The sequence below is a fragment of the Rhodococcus sp. RDE2 genome, from assembly GCF_020885655.1.
GTDB lineage: Bacteria > Actinomycetota > Actinomycetes > Mycobacteriales > Mycobacteriaceae > Rhodococcus > Rhodococcus pyridinivorans.
In genome coordinates, this window is sequence record NZ_AP025186.1 from 986,767 (window position 1) to 1,013,601 (window position 26,835).

A 26,835-nucleotide genomic window follows, 5' to 3' on the forward strand; every position below is an offset into this window, starting at 1 on the left:
TCCCGCCCGCCGGATGCACGTCACGCGCCGTGCCCGGCGTCGAGATCGCCCACGGACTTGAAGGTCATGAGGCGGTCCAGGTCGCCGCGGAGCTCACCGCGTTCGGGTTCGAGGAGGAAACCGCCGTGGTCACCGGTCGTGAACGTCTCGAGGATCCGGCCGACGAACCACGCGCGCGGACCGTCCAGCACTGGCAGGCCGTGGGGTCCCTCGCGCCACGCGCAGCGGTCGAACTTGTCGATGTCGTCGCCGGTGTGCTCACCGAACAGTGCTGCCAGTTCGCGGTCGTCCGGGGTCAGGACGTGCACGGCGAGGTGTTTCGTCTTCGACGCCACCCGGTAGGTCCGGTTCTTGTTCGACAGCGCCACCAGGAAGCGGGCCGGATCGATCGCGGACTGGGTCGCGAAGCCGATCAGGCAACCGCTGCGTTCCTCACCGTCGAATGCGGTGACGATGAACATCGGGTAGTCGAGCTGCGAGGCGATGTCCGCGAAACCGTCGGCGGAACCTTCGAGTGGGGTGTCGGCCATGAGCCGAATCGTACGGCCGTGCCCCCGCCCCGGCGGGAGTTCGGTACACGTGCGCCTGTGAGTTTGGTCTACGAGTGAGGTGGGGTACCCGCCGCAGTATGGACGCCGAGCACAGAGGTGACGGATCGTCGGGTGCCACCCTCGCCCCCGACGACCCGCGCAAACCCGACTCACCGACCGATCTGTCCAAGCCGTCGTGGAAGTACGTGCTGCGCAGGACGATTCGGGAGTTCAGCCGGGATCAGTGCACCGATCTCGCCGCCGCGCTGACGTACTACGCCGTCCTGTCGCTGTTCCCCGCGCTGCTCGTCGTGGTCTCGTTGCTCGGCGTGTTCGGCCAGGGACAGACGACGGTCGACACCGTGCTCGGCATGGTCGAGGACCTCGGCCCGTCCTCCGCCGTCGACACCCTCCGGGGCCCGATCGAACAGCTCGTGTCCGCACCGACAGCCGGATTCGCCCTGGTCGTCGGTATTCTCGGCGCGCTGTGGTCGGCCTCGGGATATGTCGGCGCCTTCGGCCGCGCCATGAACCGGATCTACGAGATCGAAGAGGGCCGGCCCGTCTGGAAGCTGCGCCCGCTGATGCTGCTGATCACCGCTGTGGCCCTGGTGGCCGCCGGGGCGACCGCCCTGATGCTCGTGATCAGCGGCCCGGTCGCACGCACGATCGGCGACGTCATCGGCCTCGGCGACACCGCCGTGACGGTGTGGAACATCGTCAAGTGGCCCGTGATGCTTGCACTGGTGGTCATGATCGTCGCGGTGCTGTACTACGCGACGCCCAACGTGTCGCAGCCGAAGTTCCGTTGGGTCAGCCTGGGGTCGCTCATCGCGATCGTCGTGTGGATCGTGGCCTCGGTGGCATTCGCCTTCTACGTCTCGAATTTCGGTAGCTACAACAAGACCTACGGCTCACTCGCCGGCGCGGTGATCTTCCTGCTGTGGTTGTGGATCACCAATCTGGCCCTGTTGTTCGGCGCCGAGTTCGACGCCGAGATGGAGCGTGGCCGTCAGCTGCAGGCCGGTATGCCTGCCGAGAAGACACTGCAACTGCCCGAACGTGATTCGCGCGCGAGCGAGAAGAACGCCGCCAAGCTGGAAGAACTCGTCGAGCACGGGCGCAGGCTGCGTGAAGCCCACAGCACCGACAACCCCGACGGCTCCCCCGGAGAGGCGGCCGACCCCGTGGGCCCTACCGTGCCCACGACGGAAAGGAATCCGCGATGACGACACCCACCGGTAATGCACGCCCCGTGGCCGAACAACCGAAGAACCTGTCCACGGTAGAGCTCACCGAGCGACTCACCGAACAGGTCTCGACCCTGGTTCGGACCGAGGTCTCGCACGCGCTCGAGGAGGTCAAGTCCAAGGGCACCCGCATCGGTGTGGGCGTGGGGATCTCGGGTGCGGGAGCGATCCTGTTGTTCCTCGGTCTGGCGACGCTGATCGCGACGGCGGTGCTCGGCCTCGCCACGGCCGTCGAACCGTGGCTCGCGGCTCTGATCGTCGCGCTCGTGGTGCTCGCCGTCGGTGGCATCCTCGCCGCGGTCGGGGCCTCGAAGGCGAAGAACGCCGCACCGCCCGTGCCGGAACGCACGGTCGCCAGTGTCCGCGCCGACATCGACGCCGCGAAGGGAGCAACGAAGTGACCGCATCCGACAACGGTGGTCGTCCGGACGAGGTGGCCGACATCGAACGTCAACGGGCCGAACTCGCCGCGACCGTCGGCGAACTCACCGACAGGCTCGACGTGCCCACCCGGGTCAAGCAGTCCGCGGCCGAACGCGCCGAGGAGGTCCGCAACCGGCCCGATCTGATCGCGGTGGCCGGAGGAGTCGTCGCGGCCGTGCTCGTGTTGGTGCTCGTGAGGCGCCGACGACGGAAGTGACCTGAATGCAATGCACTCGGCGGACGGAGACGAGGTCTCCGTCCGCCGATCCGTGCGGGTCGGGGTCGGTCAGCCGCCGAGCTGTTCCTTCAGCGCGTCGAGCACGGCGGGGTCCTCGATCGTCGACGGCACGGTGTACTCCTCGTGGTCGGCGATCTGCCGCATGGTCTTGCGGAGGATCTTGCCGGAGCGCGTCTTCGGCAGGGCCTGGACCACCGTCACGTCGCGGAAGGTCGCGACCGCACCGATCTGGTCGCGGACCATCGTGACGAGTTCCTGACGCAGGGTCTCGGGATCGATCTCCACACCGGCCTTGAGCACCACGTAGCCCGACGGACGCTGGCCCTTCAGTTCGTCGCGGATGCCCACCACGGCGCATTCGGCGACGGCGGGATGCGACGCCACCACGGCCTCCATGCTGCCGGTCGAGAGCCGGTGCCCGGCCACGTTGATCACGTCGTCGGACCGGCCGAGGACGAAGACGTAGCCGTCCTCGTCGACGTAGCCCGAGTCGCCGGTGAGGTAGTAGCCGGGGAAGGTGTCGAGGTACGAGCGGCGATACCGGTCGTCGTCCTGCCACAGGCCGGCGAGCGTGCCCGGCGGCAACGGCAGGCGGATGACGATGTTGCCCTCGGTGTTCGGATCGACGGGCTTGCCTTCTCCGTCGACGATCTCGACCCGGTATCCCGGGACGGGGACGGTGGGGGAGCCGGCCTTGAGCGGCATCGCCTCGAGGCCGCGCAAGTTGGCGGCGATCGCCCAGCCCGTCTCGGTCTGCCACCAGTGGTCGACGACCGGGCGGTCGAGCACCTTCGTCGCCCAGTGGTAGGTGTCGGGGTCGAGGCGCTCACCGGCGGCGAAGAGCGTCTGCAGCGAGTCGATGGGGTACTTCTTCAATTCCTCGGCGTTCGGATCCGCCTTGCGCACAGCGCGAATCGCAGTGGGGGCGGTGAACAGGGCCTTGACGCCGTTCTCGGCGATGATCCGCCAGAACGCACCCGCATCGGGGGTGCCGACGGGCTTGCCCTCGTACATCACCGTCGTCGCACCGACCAGCAGCGGACCGTAGACGATGTAGGAGTGGCCGACCACCCAGCCCACATCGGAGGCGGTCCACCACACGTCGCCCGGGTCGATGTCGTAGATGTTGCGCATCGACCACGTCAGGGCCACGGCGTGCCCACCGTTGTCGCGGACCACGCCCTTCGGCTTCCCGGTGGTGCCGGAGGTGTAGAGGATGTAGAGCGGGTCGGTCGCCGCGACCGTCACGGGCTCGGCAGGGGCGGCGTCGGCGCACAGTTCGTCCCAGTCGAACCACGCCGCCGAGGACGTCTGGTAATCGGCCGCGGAGCCGGGGATCTGCTCGCGGTTCTTCACGATCACGGTGTGCGGCGGGGTCGGCGACAGACCGATCGCCTGCTCGACGATCGGCAGGTACTCGATGGTGCGGCCGGGTTCGAGACCACCGGAAGCAGTGACGAGCACGACCGGCGTGGCGTCGTCGATGCGGGTCGCGAGTTCCTTCGCGGCGAACCCGCCGAACACCACCGAGTGCACCGCCCCGATGCGGGCGCAGGCGAGCATCGCGATGGCGGCCTCGGGGATCATCGGCATGTAGACGATCACGCGGTCGCCGGCCGCGACACCCTGGTCGCGCAGCACACCGGCGAACTTCGCGACCTCGTCGAGCAGTTCGGCGTAGGTGTAGGTGCGCTTGGCCGGGACCATCGCCGAATCCCAGATCAGGGCCGGGCGGTCGCCGTTCCCGGCGTCCACGTGCCGGTCGAGGGCGTTGACGCTGGTGTTCAGGGTGCCGTCCGGGAACCACTTGTACGACGGTGCCGCCGAGTCGTCGAGGGCTCGCGTCGGCGCGCTCTCCCACTCGACCGCGCGGGCGGCCTCGAGCCAGAATCCCTCCGGATCCTCGGTGCTCCGGCGGAACGCCTCCTCGTACGAGCCCATCGTTCGTGTCCTTCCTCGACGGCGGTTGTGGCCCGAACCACTCTATGTGACCTGCAAGGGGGTGGCTGCAGGTCTGCGTCGGACGGACACAACCACGCGACGAACGGACGAAGTGCCTACCCTGAGCCGCATGACCTCGATCGCGGAAGACCTGCTGCTCCTGCTTCTCGACGACGAATCGGGAAAGCCTGTCGTCGACGGAGTGAAGTTGCCCCGCGTCCTCGCGGGTGCGGTGCTCCTCCAACTCGCCCTCGACGACGTGGTGGCGGTCGACGCGGAGGGCAAGCAGGTGAAGAAGGGGCGGATCGCGATACGCACCGAGGCACGACCCGCCGATCCGATCCTCGCCGAGGCGGTCGAGCGGCTCGGCTCGGGCAGGCCGCTGAAACCGACGGCGGCCATCGAGAAATTGCAGAAGGGCCTGCAGGAGAAGCTTCTCGCTCGGGTCGTCGAGCAGGGCTGGGTCTCGGAGGAGCGCGGGAAGATCCTCGGGGTGTTCCCGACGAAGAAGTGGCCCGCGATCGATTCCACCCACGAGCAGCGCGTCCGCGACCTGATCCGCGCGGCGTTGATCGACGGCCTGACCCCGGAGCCACGCACCGCGGCGCTGATCGCGCTGCTGTCGGCCGCGGATGCGGCGCCGAAGGTGTTCCCGGACGCCGACAAGCGGGCAGTGAAGAAACGGGCGAAGGAGATCGCGCAGGGCGAGTGGGCGGCCAAGGCGGTGCGTGACGCCGTCGCGTCCGTCAACGCGGCCATGATGGCCGCCGTCGCGGCCGGCGGAGCGGTGGCGGGTTCGAGTTGATCCGGATCGCGCCGGCGACGGTCAGGAGGGCAGGCCGAGATTCCGGTACCGCTCGATCCGTCGCCGGCAGCGGTCCTCCGCGGGCTCGTCGGTGAGGATCGCGAGTTCGCGGGCCACCGCGGCACCGATCCGCTTGACGAACGAGACCGGTTCCTCGGTGGCGTCCGGATGCTCGGGGACGACCGCGTCGACGACACCGTTGCGCAGCAGGTCGCGGGAGCGGATCCCCTGATCGTGCGCCATGGCCGGTGCGTGGGTGGTGTCGCGGTGCACGATCGCGCTGGCACCTTCGGGCGGGAGCGGGGCGAGCCAGCCGTGCTGTGCGCACAGCACCCGGTCGGCGGGCAGAAGGGCGAGCGCGCCGCCGCCGGTTCCCTGACCGAGCAGCACCGACACCGTCGGGGTGGGCAGGGTGACGAGATCGGCGAGGCAGCGGGCGATCTCGGGTGCGAGCCCGCGCTCCTCGGCCTCCTTCGACAACGAGGCACCGAGGGTGTCGATGACGAGCACGAGCGGCAGGCGCAGTTCGTCGGCGAGACGCATCGCGCGGCGGGCCTCGCGCAGTGCTCCCGGCCCCATCGTGCGTTCGGGTGACTGTCCCGCGCGGTCCTGGCCGAACATCACGCACGACACGCCCCGGAACCGGGCGAGGGAGAGCAGGACGGTGCGATCGGATTCGCCCTCACCGGTCCCGGACAAGGGGACCTGCGCGGAGGCGGCGTGACGCAGCAACTGCCGGATACCGGGCCGTTCGGGCCGTCGGCTGAGCATCACCGACTGCCAGGCCGGGATGTCGGGCACGTCGTCGACGGTGGTGATCGCCGGACTCGACGTCACCTCGGGCCGGTTGCCCTCGACGAGTACGCGCAGCAACCGGTGCACGACCTGCCGCACACCGCCGAGGGGCACGACCCCGTCGATCACGCCTTTGCGGTACAGGTTCTCCGCGGTCTGGACGTCCTCGGGGAAGTTCTCCTGGTAGAGCGCCTTGTAGACGCGCGGGCCGAGGAACCCGACGAGCGCGCCGGGTTCGGCGGCGGTGACGTGCCCGAGTGACCCCCACGACGCGAACACCCCACCGGTCGTCGGGTTGCGCAGGTACACGAGATAGCCGAGGTGGGCGGCCTTGTGTGCGGCGACGGCGGCGGCGATCTTCACCATCTGCACGAAGGCGAGGGTGCCCTCCTGCATGCGGGTGCCACCCGAGGTGGGCGACGCGAGCAGAGGTAGTCCCTCGGAGGTCGCACGCTCGACGGCAGTGACGATGCGCTCGGCGGCGGCGACACCGATCGAGCCTGCGAGGAAGGAGAATTCGCACACGATCAGAGCGACCCGGCGGCCGTGGACGGTGCCCGAACCGGTGAGCACGGATTCGTCGACCCCGGACTTCTCGGCGGCCCGCTCCAGATCGGCGAGGTACTTCTCGCCCGCCCCGACATCGATCGGCGGAACGTCCCAGGAGACGAAGCTTCCCGGGTCGAGCACCTTGTCGATGAACTCCTGCGCCGAGATCCTGCCACCGGCCACGTCGCCTCCACCTGTCCTCGTCCGTCGAGGTCAACCTATAACGGCGCGAACGAGGGGGAGGACATGTGCGTGTTCTTGCGACACACCGCACATATCCTCCCCCTCGTTGCGGGATCGGCTATCGGCCGAGCGCTTCCTTCCACGTGACCGTCCGGCCGATGCGCAGGATCGACCGCTGGTAGATGCGCGCGGCGATCACGCTGAGCACCGCGATGGCAGCGACCATCAGCGCGATGGTGCCGACGATCTGCACCGGCGTGGCCACCCCTGCCGCGATGCGCAGCGGCATGAGGATCGCCGAGAACGGCGGGATCCAGCTCAGCGTGGTGCTCCATCCCGCCTCGGGATCGTCGACCGACGAGAACGCCGCGAAGAACATCGCGAGGATCAGCATCACCAGCGGACCCGAGGTGGAGTTGACGTCCTCCTGCCGCGACACCATCGACCCCGCCGCCGCGTAGAGGACGGCGAAGAACGCGAAGCCGAGCACGAACCAGCCGAGGGTGCCGGCGAGCACGCCGAGGGCGGTACCGGTGATCGTGAGGGTGTCGGTGGCGAGCGCCGTGCCGACACCGACCACACCGTAGGCGGTGAGCTGCAGGAGCCCGACCGCGCCGATGCCGACGATCTTGCCCCACAACAACTGCAGCGGACGCAGCGTGGACAGCAGCAGTTCGACGACCCGCGAGGACTTCTCCTCGACGACACCCATCGCGACGTACATGCCGAACATCAGGATCTGCATGTACAGCAGGACCACGGCGATGATCGAGAGGATGATGCGTTGTCCCTGTTCGGGATCCGGCGGGTCGAGGGCCTCGACGGTCACGGTCGCCGCGGACACGTCGGCCGCGACCGCGGCGGGATCGACGCCACGGTCGGTCAGCGCGGCGACCTGGGCCTGCTGCACGACAGCGGCCTCGACGACCGCGCGGACGTCGGTGTCGAGTTCCGATTCGGTGATCGCCGTGACGGACGCTCCGTCGCCGGGGACGAGCGCGACGTCGAGATCACCGGAGGACACCTGCTCGCGGGCGGTGGCGGCGTCGGGAACGCCGGAGACCTCGAGCGGAGTGCCGACGGTCTCGCCGAGCGATTCGATCGTCGTCTGCAGCGCGGGTGCGCCCACCACTCCGACGGTGGGCCGGTCGTCGTCGCCGCCGGACAGGACCGAGGTGGCGACGATGCCGACGACGATCGCGACGAGGATGATCGCGTTGCTGATCAGGAAGCTCTTCTTCCGGACCTGCGTGACGAACTCGCGAGACGCGACGAGACCGACCGCGCGGGCGTTGCTCAACGGGGCGCTCATGCGGAAACCACCTCTCGGAACAGCTCGGTCAGGGACGGACGTCGGAGCGAGAACTCGTGGACCGGGCCGGTGGCCAGGGCCGCCTTGAGGATCAGCTGGTCGTCGGCGCCGGGGGTGACGGTGAGTACGGTGCGTTCGTCCTCGTACTCGGCGTGGGTGACGCCCGGCAGGCCGTGCGCCCACCCGCGGGGTGCCTGCGGCGCGTGGACGACGAGGAGCGCGTCGCCCTTGGACCGCAGGTCGTCGACGGTGCCCACGGCGCGCATCCGGCCGGCGCCGATGATGCCCACGCGGTCGCACAGGCGCTGGACCAGGTCGAGCTGGTGGCTCGAGAACACCACCGGCACACCTTCTTTCGCCTTCTCGAGCAGGACGTCGCTCATGACGTCGACCGCCACCGGGTCGAGGCCGGAGAACGGCTCGTCGAGGACGAGGACCGTCGGGTCGTGCACGAGGGCCGCGGCGAGCTGTACGCGCTGCTGGTTGCCGAGCGACAGGGCGTCGACGGTGTCGCCGAGACGTTCGGCGATGCCGAGCCGCTCGGTCCACCGCTGCACCGCCTCCGACGCCTCCGACTTCGAAAGGCCGTGCAGCCGAGCGAGATAGGACAACTGCTTGCCGACCTTCATCTTCGGATACAGGCCGCGTTCCTCGGGCATGTACCCGATGTTGCGGCGCATCTCGAGGTCGACCGGCTTCCCGTCGATGCGGACCTCGCCGGAGTCGGCGGCCAGGACGCCGAGGGTGATCCGCATAGTGGTGGTCTTGCCGGCGCCGTTGCTGCCGACGAAACCGAACAATTCGCCGGGGCGGACTTCGAAACTCACGCCGTCGAGAGCGACCGTGTCGCCGTAGCGCTTCGAGAGATTGTCGATCGTCAGTGTCACAGCAGGTCCTCCGGATCGTCGTCGGGGCGGGTCCAGGCGAGCAGAACGGCGGGCAGGCAACCGCTGAACAGGATCGAGGCGAGTGCGAACCCACCCATCGAGTACGCGAGGGCCTGGTGGTCGAGGGAGTCGATCGAGGCGCCGAAGAGCAGGACGAAGATGGGGACCAGCAGAAGCGCCTGTGCCACCGACAATCCGATCGAACGAGCGCTGTTGCGTTCGGTGATCTCGCGTTCGTCGAGGGCGTGGCGGGGCGCGTCGGACTGTCTCCCCGACACGATCTGCAGGCAGGTCCACGCGGGAAGGAACGCGAGAACGACCGGCAGCCACACCAGGGAGACCATGATCGTGAAGTACGACGCGACGGCGGTGACGAACATAGCGCCGATGAGTGCGACCACTGTGCCGGCGAGGATGCGACGGCGATGTTGCGTGCGCCAGTTCGGCAGCCACCCGGAGGTGAGCTTCTCGTTCTCGAGGAACCGGCGGGTGCGGTAGTGCTCGTAACGGTCGATCAGTGAGGCGGTGGACACGTCAGGCCTCCTTTCGAGGCTTGTACAGCTCGGTCGACAACGGCGTGAACTCGGTACGGGAGAAGACGGCTTCGACCGGCAGTCCGAAGACATCGCAGATACGGAAGGCCAGATCGAGGCTCGGGTAGTGGTCGCCTCGTTCCAGGGCGCCGACGGTCTGCGGGTTCACCTCGACGAGTTCGGCCAGTTGCGCGCGGCTCAGTCCGCGTTCCGCGCGCAGGACGCGGATGCGGTTGTAGATGGGGAGAGCTTCCCCACGACGTACCGGACTCATGGAACAAAGTGTTGTGAAAACCCAACGCTTTGTCAATGGGAGAGGATGGATCGATATGTCGTAGTGTTGTCAGTCGTCGTCGGCGAAACCGCGGAGACGGTCGAGTTCGCGGCGTTCCTTCTTCGTCGGACGGCCCGCCCCGCGGTCGCGGCGGGGGAGCGCCGCGAGGATCTCCTTCGGTGGAGGCGGGGGACTGTGATCGATGTAGGCGGTCGCGGCGATCGGTGCACCCACGCGCTTGTTCACGAGCTGGGTGACTTCGACGATCTTCTCCGTTCCGTGCGCGCGTACGCGGACCTCGGCTCCGATCGTCACCGGCGTCGACGGCTTGGCCGTCACACCGTCGACGCGGACGTGCCCGGCGCGGCACGCGCTCGCCGCGGCGGACCGGGTCTTGAACAGCCGGACCGACCACGTCCAGCTGTCCACGCGCACGCTTCCACCCATCTACATCAACTCCTCGCTCAGCTTCCCGTCGTCGAGCATCCATCGACGTGTCGTCCGTGTGGTCTCCAGCATGCGGCGATCGTGCGTGATCAGCAGTAGGGTTCCCTCGAAACTGTCGACGGCCTGCTCGAGTTGCTCGATCGCCGGCAGATCCAGGTGGTTGGTGGGTTCGTCGAGCACCAGCAGATTGACGCCGCGTGCCTGCAGCAGTGCGAGTCCCGCGCGGGTGCGTTCGCCCGGCGACAGCGACGACGCCGTCCGCAGGACGTGGTGCCCTTTGAGGGCGAACTTCGCCAGCAGGGTCCGCACGTCGGCGTCCGGCCAGTCGGGCACGTTGCGCCCGAACGCCTCGACCAGCGGTTCGTCCCCCTCGAACAGGCTGCGGGCCTGATCGATCTCGCCGACGAGAACACCCGACCCCAGCGACGCGCGACCGGTATCCGGTTCGATCGTGCCGAGCAGCAACCGAAGCAGCGTAGACTTCCCGGCGCCGTTCGGGCCGGTGACGACGATGCGGTCGCCCCACTCGACCTGCGTGGTGATCGGCCCGAGGACGAAGTCGCCCCGCCGGACGACGACCTCGTCGAGGGTTACGACCACCGTGCCGCTGCGCGGGGCGGCGGCGATGGACATGCGCAGTTCCCATTCCTTGCGCGGCTCCTCGACGACGTCGAGCCGCTCGATGCGCCGCTGCGTCTGACGCGCCTTCGCCGCCTGCTTCTCGGTGGCCTCCGCGCGATGCTTGCGTCCGATCTTGTCGTTGTCCTTGGACTTGCGGCGCGCGTTGCGGACGCCGTGTTCGAGCCAGTTGCGTTGCATCCGGGCGCGTTCCTCGAGCTGCGCTTTGGTGTCGGCGAACTCCTCGTACTGCTCACGCGCGTGTCGGCGCGCCACCTCGCGCTCGACGAGATACGCCTCGTACCCACCCTCGTAGACCGAGATCTGCTGCTGCACGGGATCGAGTTCGACGATGCCCGTCACCGTGCGCGCGAGGAATTCGCGGTCGTGGCTGACGACCACCAATGCCGTGCGTGTCTCGTCCACGAAGCGTTCGAGTCGTTCGAGGCCGGCCAGATCCAGGTCGTTCGTCGGTTCGTCGAGCAGGAGCACGTCGTAGCGCGACAGCAGCAGTGCCGACAGCCCGGCGCGGGCGGCCTGGCCACCGGAGAGCGCCGTCATCGGAGCGTCGAGGCCCGCTTCCAGGCCGAGGTCGTCGATCACCTTCTCGGCGCGCTCGGCGAGGTCGGCCCCGCCGAGCGCCAGCCACCGTTCGAGCGCCGGGGTGTACTCGTCCTCGTCGGAGTCGCCGAGTCGCTCGGCGGCGTCGTTCATGACGCGTTCGGCCTCGGCGACACCGGTGCGCCGGGAGAGGAAGCCGAGGATCGTCTCGCCCGGCACCCGCTCGGGTTCCTGCGCGAGATAGCCGATCGTGGCGTCGGGCGGGCTGAGGATCACCGAGCCGGTGACATCGGCGTCGCCCACCCCCGCGAGGGTCGTGAGCAGCGTCGATTTCCCGGCGCCGTTGGCGCCCACGAGGCCGATCACGTCGCCCGGTGCGACGGTGAGATCGAGTCCGTCGAACAGGACACGTTCCCCGCGGGAGGCCGACAGGCCGTTGATACGAAGTGTTGCGCTCACGCTCCGAGTATCCCGGGTGCGACGAATCCGAGGTCCGGCGCGGGTCGGTACCGGCCACGAGCGGCCCCTCAGCCGCCGCACTCCGCGGGCACGATCCCATCGTCGCCCACCGGGACGGCGTCGAGTGGATTGTCGATCTCGTCGCGCCGCGTCCGGGCCGCGACGATCACGATCACCGCGGCGACGGCCGGCACCAACCCGGCGATCGCGAAGGTCGGCGCGAGCCCGACCGTGAGGGCCAGCGGCCCGGCCACGGCCATGGACAGCGGCATGAACACGATCGAGACGAAGAAGTCGAGACTCGAGACCCGACCGAGCAGGTGCGCGGGCACCCGCCGTTGCAGCAGCGTTCCCCACACGACGGATCCGGCGTTGAACAGCGCGCCGACGACGAACACCGCGGCGATCATGATCGGTACCGACCCGGAGACCCCGATGACGGCGAGGGGGACGCAGCCCAGCCCCCACATCAGAAGCGGGACGGTGAGATAGCGCCTCGGCAGCCGCAGCGACGCCACGAGCATCGACCCGACTGCCCCACCGACACCGAAACCGGCCATCACCATCGCGTGCTGCAACGGCCCGCCCCCGGTCGCCTCGCGGATCGCGAACGGGATCAGCACCTCGATCGGTCCCAGCACGCAGAAGACCGCGACGGACCCGAACAGGAGCGTTCCGAGCAACCACCGCGTGCGCACGGTGAACCGCACACCCTCCGCGAGATCGTCGAGCACGGAACGGAATCTGCTCGACCCTCCGGTCCGCGTGTCGTCGCAGCGGACCACGGTCGGGTGCATCGCGAGGATGCACAATGCCCCGACCACCTCGAGGAGCGCGACGGTGCACATGGCGACGGCGGGGGACGAGGCCGCCACGACGGCGCTCGCCGCCGCCGGACCAGCCGCCTGCACGAGCGTCGGCCGGAGCACACCCTCGACACCGTTGGCGGCGAGCAGGTCCTGCGGCGGGACGATGGACGGCAACAGTGCCGAATAGGCCGGGAACTGGACACCGTTGGCGAGCCCGAGTGCGAAACCCACGACGGTGAGATGCCAGAAGGCGATCGATCCGTTCACGGCGAGCGCAGCCGTCACCGCGACCAGCACCGCCCGGACGATGTACGTCGCGAGGAGCAGGGTGCGCTGCGGGATCCGATCGGCGAGCACACCCCCGAGAAGTGCGACGAGGAGCATGCCCACGGCAGGCCCCACTGCGACCGAGGACAGTTCGGCCGGACCACCACCCATCTCGACGACCTGCCACACCACCGCGATGAGCCAGGTGCCCACGGACAGCAGTCCCGCGGCGAGCGCCAGGATCAGCAGGCGGTACTGCGGATGAGCGAACGGCCGCACGGGCCCGCGCGCCAGGCGCGGACGCCGGTGCGTCGGTGATGCGGTGTGGTTGCTCATCGCGTTCCCCCGGTCGTCGGACGGTCCGATGAGATCTTGCGACCTCGAGGCGACTCGAGGTCAAGTGTCTTCGCCCCTCGGGTGACCGATCAACCGATTTTCCGTGGGCGTCGCCGTCAGCGTGCGGGTCCGGATTCGAGAACGATGTCGGCGGAACGCCTTTCACCGTTCTCGGTGGTCCACTCGATCGACACGACGTCGCCGGGACGGTGACGGAGCAGACGTTCCTCGAGTTCCCCGGTCGACGAGACGCGCTCCCCGTCGAAGGACACCACGACGTCGCCGGCGTCGAGACCGGCGTGATAGGCGGGACTGTCGTAGGACACCCACAGCACCTCGGCCCCGAGATCCTGCCCGTCCTTGCGGGCGGTGGTGACGCTCGCGCCCAGCCGGGGCGTCGGGCCCACGTGCACCGACCCTTCGCTCACTCCCGTCCGCACCTGTTCGACGACGGTGATCGCCTCGGTGATGGGCACGGCGTACGCCTCGGGGGTCGTGTCGGGCGAGGTGTCGGTGTTCCGCTGCACCGCGCCCGCGGTGTTGATCCCCACGACCGTTCCGTACTCGTCGACGAGCGGCCCGCCGGAATCACCCGGCCGGATCGGGGCATCGGTGCGGATCATCCCGGTGAGGCGGTGACGTGAACCGTCCGTGGCGTCGCGCACCACCACGTTGCGGTCGAACTCGACGATGGTGCCGGGGGTCGCCACGACGACCCCACCGCCCTGGGAGTTGCCGAAGGCCGTGACCCGGCTCCCCACCGGCGGCAGGTCCTCGGCGATCGTGGCGGCCGGGAGGTCGCTCGCGGTGCCGAGGCGCAGGACGGCGAGATCGCGTTCGCGGTCGTAGCCGAGGACCTCCGCGTCGTAGATCAGGCCGTCCGCACCGCTGACCGCGCTGATGTCGGTGGCTCCGCTCACCACATGATGGTTCGTGACGACCGTGCCGTCGGGGGTGATCACGATCCCGGTGCCCGTCATGCCCGTCCATCCCGCGCTCGCGTCGATCGTCACGACGACCGGCAGGGTGCGCGCGGTGAGTTCGTCGGCGGTCAACGGCGTCGGGGGAGGAGCGACCGGCGCCGGCGGTGGGGGAGGGAGCATGACGTCGACCAGGGCCGGTGCCGATGCGACGAGGCTGGCGGTGGTCGCGAGCGCGACCAGCAGCACCGATCCGCCCCGCCCGCTCACTGCTGCGGCACCTCGCCGGTGAGATGGTCGAGCAGTTCCCGGGCCGCGGCGCGACCGGCGCGGTTCGCCCCGATCGTGGACGCCGACGGGCCGTAGCCGACGAGATGGATGCGCGGATCCTTCGCGACGCGGGTCGCGAGCCGGCCGTCCATCGTGATGCCGCCACCGGCATTGCGCAACGACAACGGCGCCAGGTGGTCGAGGGAACTCCGGAATCCGGTGCACCACAGGATGACATCGACGTCGAGTGTCCGGCCGTCGCTCCACCGCACGCCGGTCTCGGTGATCTCGGAGAACATCGGGGACCGCTCCAGCACGCCGCGTTCGCGCGCTGCCCGCAGCGCCGGGGTGAGCGGGAGCCCGGTGACGGAGACGACCGATCCGGGTGGCAGTCCGCGTCGTACCCGATCCTCCACGAGCGCGACGGCAGCGTGACCGCGCTCGGCAGTGAAAGGCTCCTCGCTCCAGGCAGGTTCGCGTCGCGTCACCCAGGTGGTCTCGGTGACGCGGGAGATCTCGTCCAGGAGTTGGACCGCGGAGATGCCGCCACCGACGACGAGTACGTGCTGCCCGGTGAAGTCCTCGGCCGTTCGATAGTCCTTGGTGTGCAGTTGGCGTCCGGTGAAGCGTGCAGCGCCGGGATACCACGGGACGAAGGGGCGCTCCCAGGTGCCGGTCGCGTTGATGATGCCGCGTGCCGCGTAGACGGCCGATTCGGTCTCGACGCGCAGTCGCTCGCCGCGGTCGCACACGACCCGCACGGTGGTGGGGCGGTGGACGGGAAGGTCGAACTCCTTCTCGTAGGCGGCGTAGTACTGCGGTACCGCAGAGGCCGCCGGAACCTCACCCGCGGAGGTGTCGACGACGTCCGCGAACGCGAGGCCGGGCAGGTCGTGGACGCCGTTGACGGTGCTCAGTGTCAATGACGGCCAGCGGTCCTGCCATGCGCCGCCGGGGCCGAACGAGCGGTCGAGGACGACGAATCCGGTCTCGGGTGCGACTCCGAAGCGGGTGAGGAAGTAGGCGGTCGACAGACCGGCCTGCCCGGCTCCGATCACGACGATGTCGACCGGCGTCGCATCGGCGGTCTGTATCTCGGCCGCATCGAGTGCCTCGTCGGCGAGCATCGCGAGCCTCCCTCTCGGATCGTTGTCCTTCATCATGCCGCGATCGCGGCCGATGCGCGGAAGGAACGCTGTCCGCAGCCGTAGAAATGTGATATCACTTTAATATCGCTTTGACTCTGGGAGGTAGGAACATGGATGTCGTGCAATCGCCCGTGACCGTCGAGCGGCCGGGCGGCTCGTCCAACGGCTGGTCGGTGCTGATCGCCGCCCTGGTCGTGATCGCCGTCGGCGCCGGTCTGATCGGCTGGGGAGCGGTGGATGTCACCGTCCCGCTGATCGTCGCCGGTGGCGTCATCGTCGTGCTTGCCCTCGTGGCACTCGCCGGACTCGTCCTCGTCGAACCGAACGAGGCCCGCGTCCTCCAGCTCCTCGGCAGCTCGTACACCGGCACCCTGCGCGAACCCGGTCTGCGCTGGATGAACCCGCTCAACACCCGCCGCAAGATCTCCACCCGCATCCGCAACCACGAGACGGGCAGAGCCAAGGTCAACGATGCCGACGGCAACCCCATCGAGATCTCGGCGGTCATCGTGTGGCAGGTCGAGGACACCGCGCGCGCCGTCTTCGACGTCGACGACTTCGAGGAGTTCGTCGCCGTCCAGACCGAGGCCGCGGTCCGCCACATCGCCGGTTCGTACCCGTACGACGCTGCGCCGGAAGTGATGTCGCTGCGTCAGAACGCCGACGAGATCACCACCAAGCTCTCGGCCGAGGTCCACGACCGCGTGCAGTCCGCCGGTATCCGCGTCATCGAGACCCGCATCAACCAGCTCGCCTACGCACCCGAGATCGCCCAGGCGATGCTGCGACGTCAGCAGGCCGGCGCCGTGATCGCCGCCCGCGAGCAGATCGTCAAAGGTGCCGTCTCGATGGTCGGCACCGCCCTGGCCCGCCTCGAGGCCGAGCACACCGTCGAACTCGACGAGGAACGCAAGGCCGCGATGGTCTCGAATCTCCTCGTCGTGTTGTGTGGAGACCAGAGTGCTCAGCCCGTCCTCAACACGGGATCGCTGTACCAGTAGGGATCATGCGGCATGGCCGAACGTAAGAAGGTGCTGCTGCGCCTCGACCCGGCAGTCCACGACGCGCTCGCGCGGTGGGCTGCCGACGAGTTGCGCAGCACCAACGCCCAGATCGAGTTCCTGCTCCGGCGGGCCCTCACCGAGGCCGGGCGGATGCCGCGCGAGGTGGGGCGCATACGCGGACCGGGCCGTCCGCGAGCCGATGCCGACGACGAGGAGTGAACAGAGATGGCCGGCACGGCACGACGGGGAGGCGCCACCGACGAGACGGGTCGCTACGCGGTGCTCTATCCCGCGATTGTCGAGGCGGCCCATCGCGTAGGCGCGACCGCGATCGGTCTGATCGACGTGGGACGCCCCGCGGCGCTGAACCTGTGCGTCGACCGCGTGGGTATCACCTACAGCGACGGGGTGCTCCTGGGCGACCCGGATTCTCTTGTGCAGGAGAGCTGTTCGATCGTCCACGGCGGGTCGGTTCCCGACCGTGCGATGCCTCCGGTGGTCGCGCGCGTCGCTGTGACGCGCCACCGCCCCGACGTCGAGGACGCCCTGCTCGCCGAGGACCCACCCGTCCGGTTCTGCGGTGACGTCGTGGAGCTGCTGCACGAGGCGATCGCGGCGGTACCCGAGGATGCCCTGCCGGTCGTGACGACCACCTGGGCTCTGTCGCGTCTGGCGATTCCGCGGCGCCCGTCGTTCGTCGACCGCCTTCGCGAGGCGGCCACGGGACGAACGGTCGCATGGGTGTCGGCCGAGGGTGTGGGTGTCGCGCCGTCGGTCCCGACGCTCGGTGATCGTCCGGCCTCCGGCCACAGCATCGTCGGCATCGCGCTGTACGAGGGCGCCGAGCATCGGGTGGATGCGGTGGCGCGCTGCTGGTCGCGGGGCCGGATTCTCGACTGGTTTCACTGATCAGGCGATCAGGGCGTAGGTGAGTCCGGCGGCGAGTGCACCGGCGACCGCCCCCACGACGACCTGCCCGCGGGTGTGGTCTCCGAGATGCACACGCGACCAGCCGACGGCGGCGGTGAACACCAGTCCCAGAAGCCACCACGGCGAGAGAGCCAGTGCCAGAACCGCACTCACACCGGCTCCGACGCCGGTGTGCACGCTGACCTTCCAGTGCGCCAGGCTCGTGATGATCCCGGCGACACCGAGGGCGGCGACACCGGCCGAGGTGAACGCGATCGTCTCGATCGGAGCCCGGGCGACGATCTGGACCACCAGTCCGGCGACCACCACGCCAAGGATGGCGACGATCAGCGCGTGCCGCTCGTCGATCCGGGTGACGTGATGGTCGCCGATCCGGGCGCGTCGCATCCCGGTGAGGATGAGCCCCATCGGGATCACCCCGGCGATCATCGCGACGAAGACGCCCCAGCCCGGGGCGCCGACACCGATGCCGAAGACCACCGACCCGACGATGTTGATCACCCAGGGCGCCCCGACCTCCGTGAGGACGCGAGCGGTGACGTCGACTGCGCTGCGAGTGTCCCGCACGACCTGATCCGGCATCAGGCGGCGAAGGTCGGTAGCAGGGTTCGCGTGATGCGAGCGGGCCAGTCCTCGTCCACCTCGCCGCGGCGCGCCTGCTCGGCGAAGTAGGCTCCGACCACGCAGTCCAGGAAGGTCTCCACATCGAGATCGGCGCAGACGGTTCCGTCGTCGCAGTGGCGTCGGATGGCCTCGGCGAGCATCTGCCGATGGCGCATCAACAGAGATCGCATCAGCTCGGTGAACCACGGTTCCTGTTCGGTGACGAGCGCCGCGAGCCCACCGAGCCCGATGCCCTCGTCGACGGAGAGGCGGGACTGCTCCACCACCCACCGCAGGAGCTCTTCGGCCGTGGCCTCCGGTTCCGGGGGTGCCGGTCGGGTGAGGGGTTCCATCACCGCCTTCAGCATCTCGCTGCGATCTCGGTACCTGCGGTAGATCGTCGTCCGGGCCATGCCGGCGACGTTCGCGACCGCTTCGATCGTGACGGCCTTCGGCCCTTTCGTGCGCAGCAGCAGGAGCACGGTGTCGGCGATCCGCTGTTCGGGTGAGGGTGTCGTCGCGGCGTCCATCGCCTTCGGCCTCTTCTGTCGGGTGTCGGGTCGGCCGCTCCATCGAAGCATGGCATTCGAATCGGAACGTCGATACAGTGTCTGTAGCTACACTACATGTAGCGTTTCGCTGTCAGGAGGTTTCGGAATGTCCGTTCACGCGTCCTGGGCAGGACGAATCGCGTTGCTTCTCGGTCTGCTCACCGTGTCGTCGTCGTTCTGGGTCGAGACCACCGAGCCCGGGCGCGGCGCCACCCTCGGTCTGGGGGCTCTGGCGAGCATCTTCGCGCTGTGGTCGTTGGTCGCGCGCGATCCCACGAAGGATCACTGGGCTCTGTCGGTGGTGGGTCTGGCGATGCTCGTCTCACCGTGGGTCGGCCGGTTCGCAGGCGACGGCGCCGCCTGGATCGCGTGGGTCTCCGGTGCGTCGATCATGATTCTCGGTGCCATCGCGTATCTCTCGGACGAGGCCGACAACGTGACCGAAGAGGTCGAGCGGTGGGAACGTGAGAGCTACGCGCCGACCGGCCGCGCCTGACGGTCCGGCGCCTCACCCACACGCGCGGGGCAGGTGGAATGATGCGGGGTGTTCGGTGACGAAGGGATGGGGCGACACATGATCGGGATCAGCCGCGACGGCGACGTCGTGACCGTGGAACTGCAACGCGAGGAACGCAGGAACGCGCTCAACACGCAGTTGTGCGTGGAGATCCGCGAAGCCGTGGACAAGGCCGTGGCCGACGACGCGCGCGCAATGGTGATCACCGGGCGGGGCTCGAGCTTCTGCGCCGGTGCCGATCTGTCCGGCGACGTCTACGCCGAAGGGTTCACCGACAGCCTCGCCGAGATGTTGCGCACCATCGTCGAGGCCCCCATCCCGGTGATCGCGGCCGTCAACGGCCCCGCCATCGGTGCCGGCACCCAGCTGACGCTCGCGTCGGACCTGCGAGTCGTGGCGCCCACCGCGCGTTTCTCGGTTCCTGCTGCGCGCCTGGGTATTTCGGTGGACCGCTGGACGGTCCGCCGTCTCGCCTCGCTCATCGGCGGCGGTCCGGCACGCACGGTCTTCCTCGCCGCCGAACCCGTGCACGCCGAGGAGGCCCTCGCGCGTGGGCTCGCCAACCGCATCGGCGATCTAGCCGACGCCCAGGCCTGGGCGCACGAGATCGCGAAGCTCGCGCCGCTGTCGCTGAACGCGATGAAGCTGTTCCTCAACGACGACGGCACCCGCGACGAGGCCACACCCGAGCAGACCGCCGCACTCGCCGCAGCGTGGCTCAGTGAGGACGCCCAGGAGGCCAGGCTCGCTCGTTCCGAGCGCCGCGACCCGATCTTCCGCGGACGATGAACGTCCGGTCCGCGGTCTCGGCCGTGCTCGCCGGGGCGGGCACGCTGTGGGTGGCGCGCGCCGTGAACGGCCTGCCCGGTTCCATCGGCGCCTCGGTCTCCGACATCCGTCCCTACGCCGCCGCGTCGCCCCGTTACCGCGACGGTCGTTTCCACAACACCGACCCGGCGTCCGTGCTCGGACCCGAGGCAGCGGGCGGTTTCGCGAAGGACCTGATCACCCGCGGATCGCGGGGCAGACCTCGCGCCGACGTGCCGTTGTCGACCTATCTCGCGCCGGTCGACGCGGCGGAACTCGCCGTGACGTGGTTCGGTCACTCGACCGCCCTCGTGGAGGTCGACGGCTACCGGGTGCTGTGCGACCCGGTGTGGAGCGAGCGTGTGTCGCCGTCACCGACCGTCGGCCCGGCGCGTCTGCATCCGGTGCCCGTCGAACTGCAGACCCTGCCGCGCCTCGACGCGGTGGTGATCTCGCACGACCACTACGACCATCTCGACCGGTTCACGGTCGAGACCCTCGCCGTGCTGCAGCCGGCCGTCCGGTTCGTCGTGCCGCTCGGGGTGGGCGCGCACCTGCGCCGCTGGCGGATCGCCGAGGAACGCATCGTCGAACTCGACTGGGACGAGCACGTCGAGGTGGACGGCCTGCGCATCACGTGCACCGAGGCCCGGCACTTCTCCGGTCGTGGCCTGCAGCGCAACATCACGTTGTGGGCGTCGTGGGTGTTCACCGGCCCGACACGCCGGGTGTTCTTCGGCGGCGACAGCGGGTACACCCCGCGCTTCGCGGACGTCGGCGAGGCGTACGGCCCGTTCGACCTGACGTTGCTGCCCGTCGGCGCCTACGACAGGCGATGGCCCGACGTGCACATGAACCCCGAGGAGGCGGTCCGCACGCATCTCGACCTCGGTGGCGTCGACCGTCGTGACAGTCTGCTGGTCCCCGTGCACTGGGGAACCTTCGACCTGGCCTTCCACGCCTGGTCGGAGCCGATCACCCGGTTGTTGCCCGCCGCGCGGGAGTCGGAGGTGATCACGGCGGTGCCGATGCCGGGTCAGCGGATCGACGTCTCGAAGTCCGATGCATCGAAGCCCGTCGCACTCGATCCCTGGTGGCTCGCGTCGAGCTGATCCACCCGCCACGACACCGGCTGTTCGCTTTCGTGCCCTAATCTGGTTCGTCATGGCAGTAGAAGAGCCCACGACGGTGGTGGGAACGGGCGAGGCTCCGGTCCTCGCACCCGACCACGCAGCCACCGGGCTGTCCACCGAGCAGGTCGCCGAGCGTGTGGCACGTGGCCTCGCCAACGATGTCCCCGACCGCGCGTCCCGATCGGTCAAGGACATCGTCCGGGCCAACGTGTTCACCCGGATCAACGCGATCCTCGGGGTGCTGCTGCTGATCGTGCTGGCCACCGGCTCGATCATCGACGGCATGTTCGGTCTGCTGATCATCGCGAACAGCGGCATCGGCATCATCCAGGAGGTGCGTGCCAAGCGCACCCTCGACAAGCTGGCCATCGTCAGCCAGACGAAACCCGTCGTGCGCCGGGACGGCGTCGCCGCACCGATCGCTCCGCGCGAGGTGGTCCTCGACGACATCATCGAGCTCGGCCCCGGCGACCAGCTGGTCGTCGACGGCGAGGTGGTCGAGGCCCAGGGTCTCGAACTGGACGAGTCGCTGCTGACAGGCGAGTCGGATCCCGTGCACAAGGTGCCCGGTTCGACGGTGATGTCGGGCAGCTTCGTCGCCTCCGGATCCGGCTCCTACCGTGCGACGAAGGTCGGCCGCGACGCCTACGCGGCGCGACTCGCGGAAGAGGCGAGCAAGTTCACGCTCGTGAAGTCGGAGCTGAACGCGGGCATCAACAAGATCCTGCGCTTCATCACCTACCTGATGATCCCCGCGGGTCTGCTCATCATCTACAACCAGCTCTTCTCCAGCGGCGAGTCGCTCGGCCCCGCACTGAGCGGCATGGTCGCCGCCCTCGTGCCGATGGTGCCCGAGGGCCTCGTGCTCATGACATCCATCGCGTTCGCGGTCGGTGTCGTCCGCCTCGGACGCCGCCAGTGCCTCGTGCAGGAGCTGCCGGCGATCGAAGGCCTCGCGCGCGTCGACGTGGTGTGTGCCGACAAGACCGGCACGCTCACCGAGAACGGCATGCGCCTGTCCGATCTCGAGGCCCTGGACGGAAGCAACCTCGACGAGGCCCGCGCCGCCCTGGCTTCGCTCGCCGCCGACGACCCGCGTCCGAACGCCAGCGTCCTCGCGATCGCCGAGGCGTTCCCCACCGCCCCCGGCTGGGGTGAGCCCACGGCGGTCGCGCCGTTCTCGTCGGCGAAGAAGTGGAGCGGCCAGTCGTACGGCACCCACGGCAACTGGCTGCTCGGCGCACCCGACGTGCTGCTCGACCCCGGCACCGAGGCGGCGCGACGCGCCGAGGAACTCGGCTCGAGCGGCCTGCGGGTGCTGCTCCTCGCGCGCAGCGACCGCCCGGTCGACGACGAACTCGCACCCGGCACGGTCACGCCCGCCGCGCTCGTCGTCCTCGAACAGCGGGTGCGCCCGGACGCGAAGCCGACCCTCGAGTACTTCGCCGGCCAGCAGGTCGACGTCAAGGTCATCTCCGGCGACAACGCGATCGCCGTCGGTGCGGTCGCCTCGTCCCTCGGCCTGCCGGGCAGCGCGTCTCCCATCGACGCGCGCTCCCTGCCGGAAGGCGACAACGAACTCGCCGACGTCGTCGAAGGCTCGACGACCTTCGGCCGGGTCCGTCCCGATCAGAAGCGCGCGATGGTCGGCGCGCTGCAGTCGCGCGGTCACACCGTCGCGATGACCGGCGACGGCGTCAACGACGTGCTCGCCCTCAAGGACGCCGACATCGGAGTCGCGATGGGGTCGGGCAGTCCCGCCACCCGCGCGGTCGCACAGATCGTCCTTCTCGACAACAAGTTCGCGACGCTGCCCTACGTGGTGGCCGAGGGTCGCCGGGTCATCGGCAACATCGAACGCGTCTCCAACCTGTTCCTCACCAAGACGGTGTACTCGGTGCTGCTCGCCTTCCTGGTGGGCGTGTCGGGTGTGCTGTCGCAGGTGTTCGACTTCGAGCCGTTGCCCTATCCGTTCCTGCCCCGGCACGTGACGATCGCGGCGTGGTTCACCATCGGCATCCCCGCTTTCCTGTTGTCGCTGGCACCGAACAACGAGCGGGCACGCTCGGGTTTCGTCTCCCGTGTGATGCGACTGGCGATTCCGTCCGGTGTCGTCGTGGGTGTGGCGACCTTCGTCTGTTACGTGCTCGTCTACGGCGGCCCGGAGCAGACCGAGCAGCAGAAGATCCAGGCCGGGACCTCGGCCCTGATCACCCTGCTGATCATCGCGCTGTGGGTGCTCGCCGTGGTCGCCCGCCCGTACCAGTGGTGGAAGATCGTGCTGCTCGCCGGTTCGGTGCTCGGCTACGTGATCCTGTTCTCCGTGCCGTTCACCCGGGAGTTCTTCGCGCTCGATCCGTCGAACGTCGGGTACACGACGATCGCGGTGACGTGCGGGCTGATCGGAGTCGTCCTGGTCGAGGCCCTGTGGTGGGTGTCGGGGCGTCTGCACGGGGAGCGCCGTCGCCTGTTCGCCGCCCCCGACGATCTGCTGCCGGGCGTACACTGACCCGCAGCGCACGGATGGGTGCGCCCGAACCTCACGGCGATCCGACGAGGGAAGGACCGAACGATGGGTTTCATGGATTCGGTGAAGGGCCTTGTGAACAAGGGCAAGGACTACGCCTCGAAGAACCCCGACAAGGCCGACCAGTTCATCGAGAAGGCCGGCGACCAGGTGGACGGACGTACCGGCGGGAAGTACGCCCAGCACGTCGACAAAGCGCAGGACGCCGCCCGTCAGCACCTGGGTACCACCGACAATCCCGCACCGGGCGCGCAGCCCGGACCGGGCGGTGAGCCGGGTCCCGAGGGCGGTCCCGGACCGGAAGCGCAACCGGGTCCGCGTCAGCCCTGATCACGGCAGGTATGGCAGCACGGTTCACGGTAGGTGCGGCAGCACGGTTCACGGGAGGTGCGGCAGCACCGTGTCGCCGAAGGTGTCGATGAACGGGCGCTGATCCGGCCCCACATGGTGCAGATAGATCTCGTCGAAACCGAGTTCGGCGAATTCGCACAGGCGGTCGACGTGTTCGGCGGGATCGTCGGACACGATCACCGCGCCCTCGAGGTCGCCGTCGTCGAGTTCGGCGGCGTGGGACTCGAATTCCTCGGGCGTGGCCAGTTCTGCCATCAGTTCCGGCGGTAGGGCGTTCGTCGCCCACTGTTCCCGCGCGATCTCGCGGGCACGCTCCCGGGTGGGTGCCCAACTCAGATGGACCTGCAGCACGGTCCGTCCGCCTCCGCCACCGTCGCGGTAGGCGCCGAGGATCCGGCGCAGGTCGTCGAGCGGGGCGTTCACGGTGACGAGACCGTCGACCCGGTCGGCGAAACGACCGGCCGTCTCGGGAGTCAGTGCGGGAAGCAGAATTTCGGGAGGAGTCTCCGGCCGGTCCCAGACCTGTCCGCGGTCGACCTTCACCGCGCCGTCGTGGTCGACGACTTCGCCTGCGTGCAGGCGTCGCACGATGTCGAGGTTCTCGCCGAGCAGTTGCTGCCGTTCCTCCTTGGGCTGCCAGGCAACTCCGGACATGCGTTCGTTGCAGTGCTCACCGCTGCCGAGTGCGAACCAGAAGCGGTGCGGGAACATCGATGCCAGAGTGGCGGTGGCCTGGGCGGTGACGACGGGGTGGTAGCGGAAGCCGGTCGCGGTGACGACACCGAAACGTAGGTCGGTGGTGGCCAGGGCCGCTCCGAGCCACGACCACGCGAACCCCGAGTGTCCCTGGCGGTGCGACCACGGTTCGATGTGGTCCGAGCACATGGCCGCCCCGAAGCCGGCTGCTTCGGCGAGCCGGACGTCCTCGAGCAGGCGGGATGGGGACGCCTGTTCGTGTGAGGCGTGAAAACCTATCAGCGTCATACCTGTCCGCTCCTCCGGTCGATCGGCGATCAGTACTTCTCGATGAGTGTCAGTGCAGCCGTCATGAGCGCGAGGTGGCTCAGACCCTGGGGGAGATTGCCGAGGAAGGTGCCGTCCTCGGCGATCATCTCCGAGTACAGGCCCACGTCGTTGGCGAGCGGCACGAGTTCGCCCATCAGTTCGGTGGCCTCGTCGGTCCGTCCCGTCTCGGCCAGTGCCGCGACCATCCAGAACGCGCAGGCGACGAACGTCCCTTCCTCCTTGTCGGCGCCGCTGAACCGGTAGAGCAGCGGCCCGCGACCGAGTTCCCGTCGCAGGGCGTCGCAGGTGGCCTGCATGCGCGGACCCCGGTCGTACCCGCCGACGGCTCCGAGCAGGACGGACGCGTCCAGCCGATCGGTGCCGGGATAAGCGGTGTAGCAACCGAGTTCGTCCGACCAGCAGTTCTCCTCGATCCAGTCGCGGATGAGATCGCGTTCGCGGCGCCAGCGATCCGCCGTCCCCGGGATCTGCCCGACCTCCGCGAGGTGGACGGCGCGGTCGAGCGCGTGCCAGCAGCTCATCTTCGAGTTCGTGTAGTGCTCGCGTTCGAGCAGCTCCCAGATGCCGTGATCGGCCTGCTGCCAGACATCGCAGGTGTGGTCGGCGATGCGGGCGAGCAGACGCGCGGTCGCGATGTCGAGCACGTAACCCTCACTGCTGTAGAGGGTCACGATCTCGAACAGGTCGCCGTAGATCCCGAGCTGCAATTGCCCTGCGGCCCTGTTCCCCTCGACCACCGGGCCGATACCGCGCCAACCCGGAACCTCCAGTCGCCGTTCGTCGTCGGGCGTTCCGCCGTCGAGCCGGGTGAACACCTCCGCATCGGCGCCCTGATCGCGCACCACGCGGAGCAACCAGCTCATCGCGGCGTGCACCTCCTCGCGATCGCCGAGACGGATCAGCGCGTGCAGGGTGTAAGCGGCGTCGCGCACCCAAGCGAAACGGTAGTCCCAGTTCTTCTCGCCGTCCGGGCTTTCCGGAACGGACGTCGTCGCCGCTGCGGCGATCGCGCCCGATCGGTTCTGCAACAGTTTCAGTGCGAGCGCGCTCCGGATCACCGCGTCGGCCCACGGCCCGTCGTAGTGCAGGAGCGACGACCATTGCTTCCACCGGTCGACGGTGCGGTCGATGTTGGCGTCGATCGCGTCGGCGTCGGGCAACGGCAGGGGTTCGTTCTCCGTCGACAGCACGGCGATGAGGTGCCGGGATCCGGCCGAGGTGGTGAAGCGGCCACCGATCGAGCGGTGCTCGACCACCGGTTCGCCGGTGCCGGACGTGCGCACCCCGATGCTCACCGTCCCCACCCGCAGGACGGGGCCGTGTTCGGTCCGGTCGCACCAGGGCTGGTACCGGCCCAGTCCGGTGCCGGGGGTGACCGTCCAGCGCATCGCGACCTCACCGTCCAGACCCTCGACGCGGCGGGCGAGCTCACCCCAGGGCAACCGCCCGGCGACACCCGTGTCGATCGAATCGGTCACCCGGACCCGCCCCTGTGCGGTGGTGAAGACGGTGCTCAGCACGTTCGTGCCCGGCACGTATGCGCGTTCGACGGTGAACTCGTCGACGGGACGCAGTTCGACGGAACCGCCCGTCGATGCGTCGAGCAGTCGTGCGAAGACCGGATGCGAATCGAGGTGCGGTACCGGATACCAGTCCACCGACCCGTCCTCGGCGACGAGGGCGACGGTGTCGCCGTCGCCCAGTGCGGCATAGGTGCGCAGGTCCGCATAGCCGTCGTCGTCGCGGGCTGGGATCACACGCACTCCTCGCTGGGCCGGGTACACGGCGGTCGATCGATTGCATACCCGTGCCGGGTCCGTACAAACGACCT

General features: G+C 69.0%; 28 protein-coding genes. 12 read left to right on the forward strand and 16 right to left on the reverse strand.

The annotated features are described in order from the left end of the window. Positions 1–20: 20 nt before the first annotated feature. Positions 21–530 (reverse strand): flavin reductase family protein, encoded by a 510-nt coding sequence (locus LPH33_RS04755; RefSeq protein ID WP_106200556.1) that lies wholly within the window; start codon positions 528–530, stop codon positions 21–23. 98 nt (positions 531–628) lie between these two features. On the opposite strand from LPH33_RS04755, the gene LPH33_RS04760 reads away from it, so the two are divergent. Genes LPH33_RS04760 through LPH33_RS04770 form a run of 3 tightly spaced genes read left to right on the forward strand, consistent with a single transcriptional unit; the run spans position 629 to position 2,420 of the window. Beyond that, positions 629–1,759, forward strand: a complete 1,131-nt coding sequence (locus LPH33_RS04760; protein ID WP_106200555.1) for a YihY/virulence factor BrkB family protein — start codon at positions 629–631, stop codon at positions 1,757–1,759. Beyond that, on the forward strand, positions 1,756–2,181 hold the full coding sequence (locus tag LPH33_RS04765) for a phage holin family protein (RefSeq protein ID WP_060652009.1): 426 nt from the start codon (positions 1,756–1,758) through the stop codon (positions 2,179–2,181). Before LPH33_RS04760 ends, LPH33_RS04765 begins: the two co-directional genes overlap by 4 nt. Continuing rightward, positions 2,178–2,420, forward strand: coding sequence for a DUF3618 domain-containing protein (locus LPH33_RS04770; protein WP_120281568.1), 243 nt, complete (start codon positions 2,178–2,180; stop codon positions 2,418–2,420). Before LPH33_RS04765 ends, LPH33_RS04770 begins: the two co-directional genes overlap by 4 nt. A 69-nt stretch (positions 2,421–2,489) precedes the next feature. Here the strand turns inward: LPH33_RS04770 and LPH33_RS04775 are convergent, their stop codons facing one another. Beyond that, complete coding sequence (locus tag LPH33_RS04775) at positions 2,490–4,382, reverse strand: propionyl-CoA synthetase (protein WP_229567287.1); 1,893 nt, start codon at positions 4,380–4,382, stop codon at positions 2,490–2,492. Between the two features lie 130 nt (positions 4,383–4,512). Between LPH33_RS04775 and LPH33_RS04780 the strand changes: the two genes are divergently transcribed. Further along, positions 4,513–5,187, forward strand: coding sequence for a GOLPH3/VPS74 family protein (locus LPH33_RS04780; RefSeq protein WP_145693455.1), 675 nt, complete (start codon positions 4,513–4,515; stop codon positions 5,185–5,187). A 21-nt stretch (positions 5,188–5,208) separates the two neighbouring features. Here the strand turns inward: LPH33_RS04780 and LPH33_RS04785 are convergent, their stop codons facing one another. The 10 genes from LPH33_RS04785 to LPH33_RS04830 all read right to left on the reverse strand — a co-directional run bounded on the left by LPH33_RS04785 (position 5,209) and on the right by LPH33_RS04830 (position 15,534). Beyond that, positions 5,209–6,714, reverse strand: coding sequence for an acetyl-CoA carboxylase carboxyltransferase subunit alpha/beta (locus tag LPH33_RS04785; protein ID WP_229567289.1), 1,506 nt, complete (start codon positions 6,712–6,714; stop codon positions 5,209–5,211). Positions 6,715–6,832: 118 nt separating this feature from the next. Next, the gene (locus tag LPH33_RS04790) at positions 6,833–8,026 is read right to left on the reverse strand and encodes an ABC transporter permease (RefSeq protein ID WP_088897797.1); all 1,194 of its coding nucleotides are present in this window, start codon (positions 8,024–8,026) and stop codon (positions 6,833–6,835) included. After that, positions 8,023–8,913 (reverse strand): ABC transporter ATP-binding protein, encoded by an 891-nt coding sequence (locus LPH33_RS04795; protein WP_145693453.1) that lies wholly within the window; start codon positions 8,911–8,913, stop codon positions 8,023–8,025. The genes LPH33_RS04790 and LPH33_RS04795 overlap by 4 nt, the downstream gene beginning before the upstream one ends. Beyond that, positions 8,910–9,446, reverse strand: coding sequence for a hypothetical protein (locus tag LPH33_RS04800; RefSeq protein WP_088897795.1), 537 nt, complete (start codon positions 9,444–9,446; stop codon positions 8,910–8,912). Before LPH33_RS04800 ends, LPH33_RS04795 begins: the two co-directional genes overlap by 4 nt. Before the next feature lies 1 nt (position 9,447). Beyond that, the gene (locus LPH33_RS04805; RefSeq protein ID WP_145693452.1) at positions 9,448–9,720 is read right to left on the reverse strand and encodes a helix-turn-helix transcriptional regulator; all 273 of its coding nucleotides are present in this window, start codon (positions 9,718–9,720) and stop codon (positions 9,448–9,450) included. A gap of 69 nt (positions 9,721–9,789) precedes the next feature. Beyond that, entirely contained in the window at positions 9,790–10,167 is a 378-nt protein-coding gene (locus LPH33_RS04810) for an RNA-binding S4 domain-containing protein (RefSeq protein ID WP_006551630.1), read from the reverse strand. Beyond that, complete coding sequence (locus LPH33_RS04815; protein ID WP_145693451.1) at positions 10,168–11,805, reverse strand: ABC-F family ATP-binding cassette domain-containing protein; 1,638 nt, start codon at positions 11,803–11,805, stop codon at positions 10,168–10,170. Between the two features lie 68 nt (positions 11,806–11,873). Then, positions 11,874–13,217: an MFS transporter gene (locus LPH33_RS04820; protein WP_229567292.1), complete on the reverse strand. Its 1,344-nt coding sequence runs from the start codon at positions 13,215–13,217 to the stop codon at positions 11,874–11,876. Between the two features lie 116 nt (positions 13,218–13,333). Further along, on the reverse strand, positions 13,334–14,407 hold the full coding sequence (locus LPH33_RS04825; protein ID WP_145693450.1) for a S1C family serine protease: 1,074 nt from the start codon (positions 14,405–14,407) through the stop codon (positions 13,334–13,336). Beyond that, positions 14,404–15,534 (reverse strand): NAD(P)-binding domain-containing protein, encoded by a 1,131-nt coding sequence (locus tag LPH33_RS04830; protein WP_160873920.1) that lies wholly within the window; start codon positions 15,532–15,534, stop codon positions 14,404–14,406. The genes LPH33_RS04825 and LPH33_RS04830 overlap by 4 nt, the downstream gene beginning before the upstream one ends. Positions 15,535–15,665: 131 nt before the next feature. Here LPH33_RS04830 and LPH33_RS04835 point away from each other — a divergent pair, with 131 nt between their 5' ends. From LPH33_RS04835 to LPH33_RS04845, 3 genes are read left to right on the forward strand one after another with little or no spacing between them, the layout of a single operon-like run. Next, the gene (locus LPH33_RS04835; RefSeq protein ID WP_160873804.1) at positions 15,666–16,556 is read left to right on the forward strand and encodes an SPFH domain-containing protein; all 891 of its coding nucleotides are present in this window, start codon (positions 15,666–15,668) and stop codon (positions 16,554–16,556) included. Positions 16,557–16,568: 12 nt separating this feature from the next. Beyond that, positions 16,569–16,778 (forward strand): hypothetical protein, encoded by a 210-nt coding sequence (locus LPH33_RS04840; RefSeq protein ID WP_060652022.1) that lies wholly within the window; start codon positions 16,569–16,571, stop codon positions 16,776–16,778. A 6-nt stretch (positions 16,779–16,784) separates the two neighbouring features. Beyond that, positions 16,785–17,468 carry a DUF2332 family protein gene (locus LPH33_RS04845; RefSeq protein WP_229567294.1) on the forward strand — a complete coding sequence of 228 codons (684 nt, stop codon included), beginning with the start codon at positions 16,785–16,787 and terminating at the stop codon, positions 17,466–17,468. Here LPH33_RS04845 and LPH33_RS04850 read toward each other — a convergent pair whose 3' ends face one another. Together LPH33_RS04850 and LPH33_RS04855 are read right to left on the reverse strand one after the other, a co-directional pair. After that, on the reverse strand, positions 17,469–18,056 hold the full coding sequence (locus LPH33_RS04850; RefSeq protein ID WP_229567296.1) for a hypothetical protein: 588 nt from the start codon (positions 18,054–18,056) through the stop codon (positions 17,469–17,471). It abuts the gene before it with no gap. A 14-nt stretch (positions 18,057–18,070) separates the two neighbouring features. Next, entirely contained in the window at positions 18,071–18,622 is a 552-nt protein-coding gene (locus LPH33_RS04855) for a TetR/AcrR family transcriptional regulator (RefSeq protein WP_160873806.1), read from the reverse strand. 127 nt (positions 18,623–18,749) lie between these two features. Here LPH33_RS04855 and LPH33_RS04860 point away from each other — a divergent pair, with 127 nt between their 5' ends. From LPH33_RS04860 to LPH33_RS04880, 5 genes are all read left to right on the forward strand, one after another. Further along, the gene (locus LPH33_RS04860) at positions 18,750–19,139 is read left to right on the forward strand and encodes an SPW repeat domain-containing protein (RefSeq protein ID WP_160873807.1); all 390 of its coding nucleotides are present in this window, start codon (positions 18,750–18,752) and stop codon (positions 19,137–19,139) included. A 78-nt stretch (positions 19,140–19,217) separates the two neighbouring features. Next, positions 19,218–19,949 carry an enoyl-CoA hydratase gene (locus LPH33_RS04865; RefSeq protein ID WP_160873808.1) on the forward strand — a complete coding sequence of 244 codons (732 nt, stop codon included), beginning with the start codon at positions 19,218–19,220 and terminating at the stop codon, positions 19,947–19,949. Next, on the forward strand, positions 19,946–21,079 hold the full coding sequence (locus tag LPH33_RS04870; RefSeq protein WP_160873809.1) for an MBL fold metallo-hydrolase: 1,134 nt from the start codon (positions 19,946–19,948) through the stop codon (positions 21,077–21,079). The genes LPH33_RS04865 and LPH33_RS04870 overlap by 4 nt, the downstream gene beginning before the upstream one ends. A gap of 52 nt (positions 21,080–21,131) precedes the next feature. Then, positions 21,132–23,609 (forward strand): HAD-IC family P-type ATPase, encoded by a 2,478-nt coding sequence (locus LPH33_RS04875; protein ID WP_229567298.1) that lies wholly within the window; start codon positions 21,132–21,134, stop codon positions 23,607–23,609. Between the two features lie 63 nt (positions 23,610–23,672). Then, positions 23,673–23,957 carry an antitoxin gene (locus LPH33_RS04880; protein ID WP_016694995.1) on the forward strand — a complete coding sequence of 95 codons (285 nt, stop codon included), beginning with the start codon at positions 23,673–23,675 and terminating at the stop codon, positions 23,955–23,957. Between the two features lie 48 nt (positions 23,958–24,005). Here LPH33_RS04880 and LPH33_RS04885 read toward each other — a convergent pair whose 3' ends face one another. Beyond that, entirely contained in the window at positions 24,006–24,962 is a 957-nt protein-coding gene (locus LPH33_RS04885; RefSeq protein WP_229567301.1) for a TIGR03885 family FMN-dependent LLM class oxidoreductase, read from the reverse strand. A 29-nt stretch (positions 24,963–24,991) separates the two neighbouring features. Then, positions 24,992–26,761, reverse strand: a complete 1,770-nt coding sequence (locus LPH33_RS04890) for a glycoside hydrolase family 15 protein (RefSeq protein WP_229567305.1) — start codon at positions 26,759–26,761, stop codon at positions 24,992–24,994. Positions 26,762–26,835 lie beyond the last annotated feature (74 nt).

Coding starts and splice junctions, on each gene's coding strand:
- LPH33_RS04755 (WP_106200556.1), bottom strand. CDS start 530: ATGGCCGACACCCCACTCGAAGGTTCCGCCGACGGTTTCGCGGACATC.
- LPH33_RS04760 (WP_106200555.1), top strand. CDS start 629: ATGGACGCCGAGCACAGAGGTGACGGATCGTCGGGTGCCACCCTCGCC.
- LPH33_RS04765 (WP_060652009.1), top strand. CDS start 1,756: ATGACGACACCCACCGGTAATGCACGCCCCGTGGCCGAACAACCGAAG.
- LPH33_RS04775 (WP_229567287.1), bottom strand. CDS start 4,382: ATGGGCTCGTACGAGGAGGCGTTCCGCCGGAGCACCGAGGATCCGGAG.
- LPH33_RS04780 (WP_145693455.1), top strand. CDS start 4,513: ATGACCTCGATCGCGGAAGACCTGCTGCTCCTGCTTCTCGACGACGAA.
- LPH33_RS04790 (WP_088897797.1), bottom strand. CDS start 8,026: ATGAGCGCCCCGTTGAGCAACGCCCGCGCGGTCGGTCTCGTCGCGTCT.
- LPH33_RS04805 (WP_145693452.1), bottom strand. CDS start 9,720: ATGAGTCCGGTACGTCGTGGGGAAGCTCTCCCCATCTACAACCGCATC.
- LPH33_RS04810 (WP_006551630.1), bottom strand. CDS start 10,167: ATGGGTGGAAGCGTGCGCGTGGACAGCTGGACGTGGTCGGTCCGGCTG.
- LPH33_RS04820 (WP_229567292.1), bottom strand. CDS start 13,217: ATGAGCAACCACACCGCATCACCGACGCACCGGCGTCCGCGCCTGGCG.
- LPH33_RS04830 (WP_160873920.1), bottom strand. CDS start 15,534: ATGCTCGCCGACGAGGCACTCGATGCGGCCGAGATACAGACCGCCGAT.
- LPH33_RS04835 (WP_160873804.1), top strand. CDS start 15,666: ATGGATGTCGTGCAATCGCCCGTGACCGTCGAGCGGCCGGGCGGCTCG.
- LPH33_RS04840 (WP_060652022.1), top strand. CDS start 16,569: ATGGCCGAACGTAAGAAGGTGCTGCTGCGCCTCGACCCGGCAGTCCAC.
- LPH33_RS04845 (WP_229567294.1), top strand. CDS start 16,785: ATGGCCGGCACGGCACGACGGGGAGGCGCCACCGACGAGACGGGTCGC.
- LPH33_RS04855 (WP_160873806.1), bottom strand. CDS start 18,622: ATGGACGCCGCGACGACACCCTCACCCGAACAGCGGATCGCCGACACC.
- LPH33_RS04860 (WP_160873807.1), top strand. CDS start 18,750: ATGTCCGTTCACGCGTCCTGGGCAGGACGAATCGCGTTGCTTCTCGGT.
- LPH33_RS04865 (WP_160873808.1), top strand. CDS start 19,218: ATGATCGGGATCAGCCGCGACGGCGACGTCGTGACCGTGGAACTGCAA.
- LPH33_RS04870 (WP_160873809.1), top strand. CDS start 19,946: ATGAACGTCCGGTCCGCGGTCTCGGCCGTGCTCGCCGGGGCGGGCACG.
- LPH33_RS04875 (WP_229567298.1), top strand. CDS start 21,132: ATGGCAGTAGAAGAGCCCACGACGGTGGTGGGAACGGGCGAGGCTCCG.
- LPH33_RS04880 (WP_016694995.1), top strand. CDS start 23,673: ATGGGTTTCATGGATTCGGTGAAGGGCCTTGTGAACAAGGGCAAGGAC.
- LPH33_RS04885 (WP_229567301.1), bottom strand. CDS start 24,962: ATGACGCTGATAGGTTTTCACGCCTCACACGAACAGGCGTCCCCATCC.